Raw genomic sequence first — 10,155 nt, 5'->3', positions numbered from 1 at the left:
TATGGCACTGAATGGCTTCACGCCGATGCAGCATATTCAGCGCATGAACTGATTCTACTTATCACCTCCGTTAAAAATGGGGGGATTACCGAGGAACGGCCTTTTCAGCAACCGGACCGTTGTCCTTACTGTGCCAGTAAATCATTTAAGGTACGGGAGCGCAGGGGATGTAAGCCTTCTTACAAGTGTCGGCTATGCTGGAAGAGCTTTACTCAGACCACCGGCACGCCCTTCGCACGTACCCGGCATCCTGAACTGTGGGGAGTATTTGCAAAGCACCGGTTTCAGGGCATGTCCCTGAAAAAGATCGCCGCAATCATTGGCATTACTGAATATGCCTGCCGACACAGAGATCTGGTGATCGTGGCTGAAATGAAAGAGAGTTTCCCTGCACTTTTTATCTGGTGGGAAACGCATCAGAGGCGAGCCAGTTGCGAAATGACCCCGGAAGCCAAAGCACAATATGAGCAGCTTCAGCTCTGGATAAAAAAGGTGCTCACTTTATCACGGGCTCCTTGCCCTGGCTGCGGGTACAGTAGTCGGCGGGAAGGTCGTAACAGAGATCGCCCCTGGTTTTTCTGCAATCCATGCAGAAAAGGATTCAGCTTGTTGGCACAAACACCGCTAAAAGGCATGCTGTATACGGAATTGTGGCCTTTATTTGTTGAGAAAATGGTCAGTGGTGAAAGTATGTGGCAGCTTCAGCACGAATATCACATCAACACAGGTACATTGCATCGCTGGCGAAAATGTTTCCTGGCAATGATGCGTGAGATGGGCCTGGAAACTCTGGCCGAGTGGACCGAGTGGCAGCGCAGCAGAGAGTACAGCAATGCTCTGGACAGGCGGAAAGCTGGCATTAAATCTCCCCGACCGCAAAAATCGCATTTCAATGGGCGTGGGCAACGTAAGCCCTGAGAAAAATAAAAATAGTTTTCTGATAAACCAACTCTGACCACGGTCAGGGCTGGCTATCAGCTGTGTTAGCTCAGATTGAACCTGACACCGCTATGGTACAGAGCCAAATCTAATCTGACTGGCAGCTTCGTGCCAGGAGCGGAAGTTGCTAAATCAGTCTATGTTAATCAATGCGGAGTAAGTAGATAAGATCGACACTAAAAAGTATGGTGATGGTTCCAATAATGTGTTTGTTATCTGGACTTTATCATTAAAATCCTCTACAAAACATGAGTGTTTTAAATTTCTAGGCTTCGTACATCTACAATCTGTACTTCTTGAAATTTCTTCATCTCCAGAGAAGTACTACAAGTTACGTAGCCATCAAGAACGTGTTATGGATGGTATGATGCCTGAAGAACCAAAATCCATAGTTATAGACGATACTGAGTGGGGATGTATTCACTCGCAGTATCACTACCAAGATAAAGATCCTGCGATAATAACATGTATCGTAAACGTAAATAATACTGACTTGATAGCTACAGAGCTTGTGAACTCAGTATTGAATACATCCTGGATTTCTTCTCTCGATGCTGGTACACAGCGATCATATAAAGTTACTGCGAAAGAAACGACTGATGCATTGGTTGAAATATTCAATAAAGTTCTTGATGGTGATCCCTTAGGAGCTGAATTTGGTGAAGTTATGGTTTCCATTGGATCCTCTCGAGCATTAAGTCAGATATTACACCACATTTCCCTACCTATTGCTGAGTTATGGAAACCTCAATTAAAACAAAACGAGGGTTTTGATTTTCATACAACATGTACTGGAAATCTTATAAACTTCGGAGAAGCCAAATTCTCAGCCTCCATTAACCCGCACGGAAATGCGATCCGCCAAGCACATGACTTTATCACACAAGATAAACATTTCCGTGATCGCGTTCATTTAGTAAACCTTTGTCATAAAGACGCGATCAAAAATCTCGATGAAGAAAAATATGGCATCATCGCAGCTTTCTCTATCAACTCAGATCATCCTGAAATAATAATGGATAATGCGATTAAAACCGTTATTGAAATAGAATTATTAGATCGCGTTAGTTTTATATATTTGGTTGGTGTAAAATGTTAAGCATTCAAGAAATTCTCAATGACGAAGATCCAAATAAATCCATTGGACAGATATTAGATGATTTGCATAGCAAAGGACCAGTTGATAACAAGTTGGTCGAGAAGTTAACATATTATAAAGAGTTTCATGCTGAGGAATTTGCAGTTCATGAGGAAAACATAATATCTACCCTGGGATTGTTCTATAAAAATAAATCCCCTTCAAATCTCTACTCATTCATTTTAGGGACAATAGGAAAACAGTACAAAAAGCAGTACGGTGAATATCTTACTCCTGTACAGGCAAGCATTCGTGATGCTGTTGAAGAAAAACAATTCATTTCTATATCAGCGCCTACAAGTGCAGGGAAATCATTTTCAATAAAGGAATACATCAGCATACAAGATGGCGATGCTGTTATTATCGTACCATCGAGGGCATTAATAGCAGAGTACGTTGAAAACTTAAAAGGATACTTTGAACATGACAAAGATGTGATGATTAGTACTTTTGTGGATTATGTCTATACTAACAGGAATTTAAGAAGAATATTTGTTCTCACGCCAGAACGGGCAAAAGATCTAACAACTTTTAGTAAAAAGCTAAATATTAATTTATTCTTTTTTGATGAAGCTCAAGTTTCTGAAGAACAAGAGCGAGGTGTAATATTCGATGTCACCGTTAGGCGCGTACAGAAACTTTTTCCAACAGCAAAACTAATCTTTGCACATCCTTTCGTAGATAATCCCGAAGCTCAGTTCAAAAAACACAATATCGACACTCCCGAAAAATACTCTCGGAGTTATGCTCATAACACTGTAGGAAAAATTTTCATTTATGCGCATAAGAATGGCAATGACTATTATTTTTCACCATATATGAATAAGGGACATTTGTTAAAGAAAGCTGCACCTTTTTCGGGCAGCTTTGAACAATTTGCATTTTCAGGTAATAAATCAGTCCTTATTTATGTATCAAAAGCATCTGTCTATGATGGGAAATTCATCAACAAATTCAAGAAACACACCGCTAAATTCAAAAAAATAGTAGATAAAGAAGCGCTGAAAATAATTAATAGCGTCGGAGATATATTAGGCGCTAATAACCACGGCCATAGATCTGTATTGGTAGAACTATTGAATGTCGGTGTAGTAATTCACCATGGTTCTGTACCTTTAGAAGTTAGATACTTAGTCGAGAAATTTATTAAAGCCGGATTTGCTAGGATTTGCTTTGCTACCAGTACGTTAGCCCAAGGCATCAACATGCCATTTGATATAGTCTGGCTTGCAAATATGAAGATGTATGGCGAGTCTGAACAGAAAAGATGTCTGGCATTTAAAAACTTAATAGGTCGCAGTGGACGTTTATCAAAGAATAAAGAATTTGATTATGGATATGTATATACTCATAATGCAGAGTTGTTATCACGCCGAGTCAAAACGCCATTCAAATTAGAAGAGGAGTCAGTATTAGAGAGTCCAGTTGACTCAGATAATGATAACCATGAACTCATAGAATCCATTGTTAATGGAACTTTCAATGAGGATATAAATCTTCCCGAATCCAAGATTGAAAGGTTACAGAATGATAACATATATAAAAAGATTACATTTATTTTAGATACCGTTTTCAACGAACAGTTTGGTAGTAAATTAATTGGCCCTGAGAATAGAGAGGTAAGGGATAAAGTCAAGTCTTGTTTCTTATCGTTGTATGAAACATCTTTAGGCCGAGAGTTATATGACGGTGAAAGAAATGTATTCAAATCAGCAATTGACATTATGTTTCTTGTAATGGGCGGTCGAAGTTTTAAAGAAATTGTTGGAATAAGGTACAGCTACATATCAGATAGAGATGGTGATAATAATGGTATTTCAAGATATTCACAACCAGCTAATAAATTACCTGATAGCAATCTGATTAGGTCCTACTCTCTATTTAACTCTGTAAACTCAAGGGATGTAAGCTATGATACCGTTGTGTTTGATACTTACGACTACCTTGATACTGTAATCTCATTCTCTCTTACTGATGTTTTTGTGGGGGCATTCAAGTTATATTTAGATGATACCGGCGATCAAAGAGCTGCTGTTTTCATTGATTTTCTAAGATACGGTACCATCAATAAGGCTCACATAATGTTGATGCGATATGGAATTCAGCCTGAAGATGTTCCTTTAGTTGCTCCATACTTAAAATTCATCTCTGAAGAAAGGATCGAAATTGATCCAACGTTAGAATTTGGTGATAACGAGCTTTGGAAAAAAATCAGCTGGTATCTTCCATAACAGTCCCGGAGAGTATGATAATTTATTTCATACTCTTCAAAATGCAACATAATCCCCCTCCAGAAGCGAATTTTTTACTCTCTCCGCTACTATCATGGTATTTTATCTTATAATGAACTGCCTTTTGCTATTTCTCGCGAATTTAATTTTCTCATTAGCGATATCATTCTTTAAGCATCCCACTTAACTAAACCATTCGCTTTCAGAGAATATCCAGAAAAAGGTATCCTGTAAGGCCAATGTCCGCCCCTCGCTCTTGGCTGACCTTTTGCTCAATACCTGCCATCGGAGGGATAAAAGCTCTATGGCAGGTATTGAGAAAATTAGAGCGTTACTTATTGCCACCAGACACAGGGAAAGTATCTTTAAGGAAAATGTCAGTTGCGTACATAACTGCAGGCGCACCACTTTCATTCACAGCCCAATGTGAGTCACCACGACCAGAACGGTAGACCTCACCTGGTTTCATTTTCACCCCGACAGTACAGTTTTTAGCGTAGATAGTTACCGACCCGGAAAGCATCGTTGCTATTTCAGGGCGTTCATCATGGGAATGTATTTGTGCAATTGAACCTTTGCCAAAATAGATTGTTCGTGAACGCAGATGCCAGCCTTTTGCCGCAACAGCTTCATTGTCTAAAAGTATTTGACCATTATTGACTACCTGAAGTGGTCCTGTAGTTTCTGTAATTGGTTTGAAAGGCGTTGGTCCCTCTTTTCCTGCTGGGCATTCGCCAGCCACGGCTGCAGTACACGAAAGTGCAAATAACAGAGTTGAGCATGATAAAATGAATTTCATGGTTAAAATCCCTTCCATTTCTTTAATATATGAGCGTGTTAAACTACATCTATGGGAGTGCATTTATCAACCAATTTGTTTGCGGTTTATTCACTGGAGGGATGTGCAACTCTCGATGTTAAATAATATGATTTCGTTAGCGTCTTGTTGGGGAGGAGTAATTAAACCTCGCTAAATGTCTTATGTTGTATGTTTTTGGTTAATCTGCCACTAGATATGCTATGTGTGAGTGACTTGTCGAATGTCTTCGATAATGCATCGTTTAGTATTATATATGGCAATTTAATTTACCCGTAAAGTTAATTCACCTTATTGAAATTGACGGTGAAATAAATCCTGCTATAGAAAAACATACTACTTTGCGAGAGTGTAGAGGAGGTTTGGTAATTTTTAACAATCAATAAAAAGTAAGTTTAACTAACTTCCGCTCTTCGCTCACAGCGGACCTCAGATCGTGCTTCCAGTCCGCTCCGTGCCAAGAGCGGAGGTTGCTATAAATGGCAGTTGATAAAACTCCAGCCCGTTTCTCAGCTTACAGGGTAATCCCCTGAGGGATCCCCAGAAAATTTAGTAAACCAAAATCATATCGGTATACCTTTGCTGTAATTTCTTCAGTCCCGAGTCCAGCGACAGGGTTTTCAATATGAGCGGGGAATGTCGAAATACATTCTCTGCCAGCTTTAACAATGAAACAACTCGCCTGTGCTTCACCGTATTTGCCTGATATTTAGAGTGTATTCCTTTGTTTTCAAAGCAGAAGCCGCTTAACCACATGATGATACTGGCTAAAGTCGCGATCAGGCTCAACACTGCAACTCTTTCCGCTGAATGGCTGGCTCCGAACCTTAGCCCAAATCCCCAGTTGCGCTGACTGTCAGTGATACGGCGTAACCAGTCGGCAATAACATCATTTTCTTTGTTCAGTCTGGCCTGGTATCGGTAGCCGCTTTCGCTGACAGCAAATAGCTGACAGGCAAAGCGAATACTGATGTTTCGGCTCCTTACGGCTTCCTGCGCCATCTGCTTTCGAAGCGATGGCTTCACCACTTTTTTGCCATGGCCTCCTGAATGATCTCTGCCTTGAGTCGTTCTTCGGCATACATCTTTTTGAGGGGGCGGTTTTCGTCTTCCAGCTCTTTCAGTCGGGCCATCATGGAGGCATCCATCCCGCCAAAGCGTGAGCGCCACTTGTAGAAACTGGCATTGCTCATACCATGCTCGCGGCACAGTTCAGCCACTGGCGTACCGGCCTCGGCTTGTTTCAGAATGGATATGATTTGGCTGTCGGTAAAACGTGATTTTTTCATAGAAATCTCCCTGGTTCAGATTACGAGAAAATTCTACTTATGAACACACCGGTTTTTCGGGGGGATTACCACAGCACCTCTACCACTTCAAATTCTTCTGCGATTAACTCCATATCTTCAGAAAAATGACCTTCGCGGGTGAAAAATCGCTGATGCTCTTTCTGCCAGTATTCAAGGCTTAAATCGCCTTCACCTTCTTTGCGTGCAAACCCCTCAGTAACATCACAAAAACGCACCAGTTGCATTGAAATCATCCTGGTCACGCAGACCGGGACATTCTTGCCATCAAGGATAATGTTATAGCTTCCAATCCTCGGGGCAGATTCTTCCTGTTGGTAAGAGGCAAAAGACCCGCAGGAGGCAGTTTTGATCCCTTTTTTAATCAGGGCCGCAATTTCGCTGGCTAGTTCCGGGCTGTCACCCATTTGCCAGGCATCTGCGCCTGGATACTTCAGTTTTATTTCCTCAACCGCAACCATTAAAAGCCCTTCTTAATCGTAGATGAAAAGAAATGATATACAGGTTATAGCATGAGCTGTCCGGACATTAACAGTGATGCTTTTTGTCGGATATTGTGGTCCGCTTCACGCTCAGAACTGACTACCAGATTTGATTGTGATCTTCCTACGAAATCTGTCAACTCAAACCTGAATTAATACGCCTGAGAAAATAAAAAATTGCCTGATACACCAGTCCTGATCACGATCAGGACTGGTTGCTTTGTCTTCTTTTATTTTTATTCAACGTCAGGTATGCCTTTCATCAGAGCATCATTGGATAAGTTCATTTCCCATACATCACTGCATTTCAGTGTGGTCAGATATTTCCCGCTTTTAGACACAGTCACATCACCAGATCCTTTCCCCTCCTGAGACATATAGTTGACGCTGTAGACGTATTGCCCGTTTGGAATATTAAGCGTACGCAGTTCAGTGCTGATAGCGCTGTGGTTGTGCCATTCTTTTGTTAACTGACTGGCGGTCTTCTTGATCGTGATTTCGGGAATAACGCCACCTTCACCACTCGGGTCTTGCTTACCATACATGTAGGTGATGTCATTACCGCTACGCAGAACAACAACTTCTTTAGGTACTTTCTGGTTATTGAAAAAACAGCCAAACAGGACATCATCATCGTAAGGTGAAGCTGATGCAGAAGAACTGGTCAATACCAACAGTAATAACGAGATCAGTAATCGCATGTTAATTTTCCTTATTAAAAAGACCTGAGTCGTGAAAGCAATACAGGTCTTTATTATTAGAGAGTTGTGAGTATCGAGAAAAGGTTATTCCAACCGGACGTAAATCTGACCATTAGGTGTTTCATTGACAGAAATGTCCGTTGTACTTCCGTCGTTGAGTTCAGCAAAACCATAATGTTGTCTGCCCTGACTATGCGTTATCGTCACGTTTTTACAGGTTTTAGAGTACTGATGCAGCTGGTTGCGATAGATATCGGTCACAACGCCACAGGCAGATTGCTCAAGCAGTGCTGTACCACTATTGAAAATGAAGTTACCAGCGGCACAAAGTACCCAGATAGCCAGCCAGACCGCGAGCAGCTTCTTACCTTTTCCTAATGCCTTACACCGTTTAGCGATGTAAACCGGTGAAAACAGCATCCACCATTTTGAAAAGGTTGCTTTGCCATGCGCTTCAAGCAGCTTCCAGTCCATATAAAACAGGATAACGATGGCAATCATTACCAGGACATTGATCGTGTAGTTGACTGTCAAACTGAAAACCAGCCCTGAAATGATGCCAAACACGAACAGAGCTGTTGCAAGCCAGATGTATTTATCGTGGATGGCTGAGTTATCCAGATTGAAAATGCTTTTAGCATTGTCAAGGCTTATTGATTGCCTCTGCTTACCTTTATTAAGTATAGAGTGGATGAGCTTTTCATCGTAAATCTTCTTTGCTGTTTCATTCAGAAGGATGGATTTTATTTCTCTGAGTTTTGCCTGTTCTGCATTTTCTTGTGACTGTCTAGATTCAATTGCTGATGAAATATCATCCTGAGAAGCATTCATATCAATCTCAAGATATTCGTAATAGTTGTCCATTGAAATAATGTCCTTATATTAATTTAGGAATGAAATGGTTGTTACTGGTCTTGTAGGGGATGGATTTTACTGAGGCCATATATTCATCAAAAATACACCCCATAAAACAGCCACTCCGATAACTAAGTAAATTGCTCGCGTCAGGAACCACTTTACAATCGACATATTACACCTGACTTAAAATTAATCCAGCAATGATGGGGTCTAAAAATATAGAGAGGCAAAACCAAACTACAAATGATTTACCTTTGTTCTTTGCTGTATGTGCGACAAAAAATGAACCGCCAATCCAGAATAATAACAGTAATAGTGAGCCCATAATTAAATCCTTAATAAAGTTGCGAGTATGTTAACTCAGAGTTTAGTTGGTATAATTTCGTCAAGAACAGTCTGAACTGGCGTGGAGAGGCAATACATCCCTCGGCTTGTCTTAATGATCATTGGCTCCAGCCTGTTTAGATCTCGATGTATGGTCCTTTCTGAAACATTAAATTTCTCTTTCAGAGTAATAGTGTCAGTCGCTCCCGACTTGTGAAACTCAATAATTATTGAGATCAGTCGCGAGCCGATAGTGTGTCTATTCCGCATCGTTTCTCCTGATAATACATGTGTGTTTTCCTGAATGTTATCGGGAATAAATGGTTGTTTAAATAGGGTTGACTGCAAGAAATGACAATATTGTCTTTGAAATTAAAACTCGACATTAATCTGACAAATAAGCACTACATTAAATTGTCAGCAATTTGTCTGTTTGATAATTCATTTGTCGATCTGGAAATAGAAAACAGTAAGTTAGGTGATGTTTGGTGATTTGCTTTTGTCGATTACTGGCAGCGGCATTTGTTTCTGACATTCTCAGGACGTTAAGCTTTTTGTGCTATTTGGCTCACAGACAATCAGTCATACGCGTAATGGCATAATTTATGGCTTGTTGAACGTTGTACTGCATTCCTGACAACAAAACTCGTCAAATACAGTGCCATCCAGCGGTTCTCCAGCAAGCGCACCGACTGCTGCACCACTCCCGGCTCCAATGATAAAGCCAATGAGCCCGCCAGCAATCGTACCTATTACAGGTATAGTTGATCCCACAATAGCTCCGACTGTTGCCCCTTCTACTGCGAGTACTCCCCCTGCAACAGCCCCGGCCCCACTTCCAATCTTTCTTCCGAGGTTTCGACGTTGTACATTTGCAGCGCCGCATTCTGGACAAATCATAATGTTTCCTTTAATTAGTGGCAGATAATAAAAAGCCCCTCAGTGTGAACTGAAGGGCCAGTGACGAAAGCTTGCGTTATTGTTTCTTACTGTCAGAATTCGCGACATGCGGCTCTCTGGTGGTTTTTTGTATTTATCAAGACATCGGCAACGGTTATGTGCTTGCGGTAGCGCAGAACGTATTTGAGAGCGTTTTGTGGCATATGGCATAGCTGATGGACTAAGAAGTGGCAAGTAAGTAACTGATATAGCTAATATCTGTGGCTGTTGCCAGAGGCAAACTTCTACTTGGAATTGTTGCGGTGTAGCCTGTGTCTCAACCATCACGGATGAATTGCATCAATACTAAAATCTCCTGATTTCAGACATAAAAAAGGTTCATCGCGGTTAAGCGTGAACCAATAGAAAACGGCGGTAAAAGTGGTTAGTTTTGTATTCGCCAAAACACTAACCAGCCA

At 41.1% G+C, this 10,155-nt stretch carries 8 protein-coding genes and 1 pseudogene; 3 read left to right on the top strand and 6 right to left on the bottom strand.

Going from position 1 to position 10,155, the window contains the following annotated elements:
* The 3 genes from ACG0Z5_RS23410 to ACG0Z5_RS23400 form a co-directional block, all read left to right on the top strand.
* On the top strand, positions 1–918 hold a 918-nt coding region (locus ACG0Z5_RS23410), incomplete at its 5' end, for a transposase (RefSeq protein ID WP_411914206.1).
* Positions 919–1,294: 376 nt separating this feature from the next.
* On the top strand, positions 1,295–2,038 hold the full coding sequence (locus tag ACG0Z5_RS23405; RefSeq protein WP_394451513.1) for a hypothetical protein: 744 nt from the start codon (positions 1,295–1,297) through the stop codon (positions 2,036–2,038).
* Positions 2,032–4,308: a DEAD/DEAH box helicase gene (locus ACG0Z5_RS23400; RefSeq protein ID WP_394451511.1), complete on the top strand. Its 2,277-nt coding sequence runs from the start codon at positions 2,032–2,034 to the stop codon at positions 4,306–4,308. Before ACG0Z5_RS23405 ends, ACG0Z5_RS23400 begins: the two co-directional genes overlap by 7 nt.
* A 331-nt stretch (positions 4,309–4,639) precedes the next feature.
* Here the strand turns inward: ACG0Z5_RS23400 and ACG0Z5_RS23395 are convergent, their stop codons facing one another.
* The 6 genes and pseudogenes from ACG0Z5_RS23395 to ACG0Z5_RS23370 form a co-directional block, all read right to left on the bottom strand.
* Positions 4,640–5,107 carry a cupin domain-containing protein gene (locus ACG0Z5_RS23395; RefSeq protein ID WP_394451509.1) on the bottom strand — a complete coding sequence of 156 codons (468 nt, stop codon included), beginning with the start codon at positions 5,105–5,107 and terminating at the stop codon, positions 4,640–4,642.
* 567 nt (positions 5,108–5,674) lie between these two features.
* Positions 5,675–6,414 (bottom strand): annotated as a pseudogene (locus ACG0Z5_RS23390) (transposase).
* Between the two features lie 65 nt (positions 6,415–6,479).
* Complete coding sequence (locus tag ACG0Z5_RS23385) at positions 6,480–6,893, bottom strand: ASCH domain-containing protein (protein WP_394451507.1); 414 nt, start codon at positions 6,891–6,893, stop codon at positions 6,480–6,482.
* A gap of 257 nt (positions 6,894–7,150) precedes the next feature.
* The gene (locus tag ACG0Z5_RS23380; RefSeq protein ID WP_394451506.1) at positions 7,151–7,615 is read right to left on the bottom strand and encodes a hypothetical protein; all 465 of its coding nucleotides are present in this window, start codon (positions 7,613–7,615) and stop codon (positions 7,151–7,153) included.
* 84 nt (positions 7,616–7,699) lie between these two features.
* Positions 7,700–8,479 carry a hypothetical protein gene (locus tag ACG0Z5_RS23375; protein WP_394451505.1) on the bottom strand — a complete coding sequence of 260 codons (780 nt, stop codon included), beginning with the start codon at positions 8,477–8,479 and terminating at the stop codon, positions 7,700–7,702.
* 354 nt (positions 8,480–8,833) lie between these two features.
* The gene (locus ACG0Z5_RS23370) at positions 8,834–9,067 is read right to left on the bottom strand and encodes a DeoR family transcriptional regulator (protein ID WP_394451504.1); all 234 of its coding nucleotides are present in this window, start codon (positions 9,065–9,067) and stop codon (positions 8,834–8,836) included.
* Positions 9,068–10,155 lie beyond the last annotated feature (1,088 nt).

The sequence above is a fragment of the Scandinavium sp. M-37 genome, assembly GCF_043558715.1.
GTDB lineage: Bacteria > Pseudomonadota > Gammaproteobacteria > Enterobacterales > Enterobacteriaceae > Scandinavium > Scandinavium vulneris_A.
This window is presented reverse-complemented; position numbering and strand designations above follow the sequence as displayed.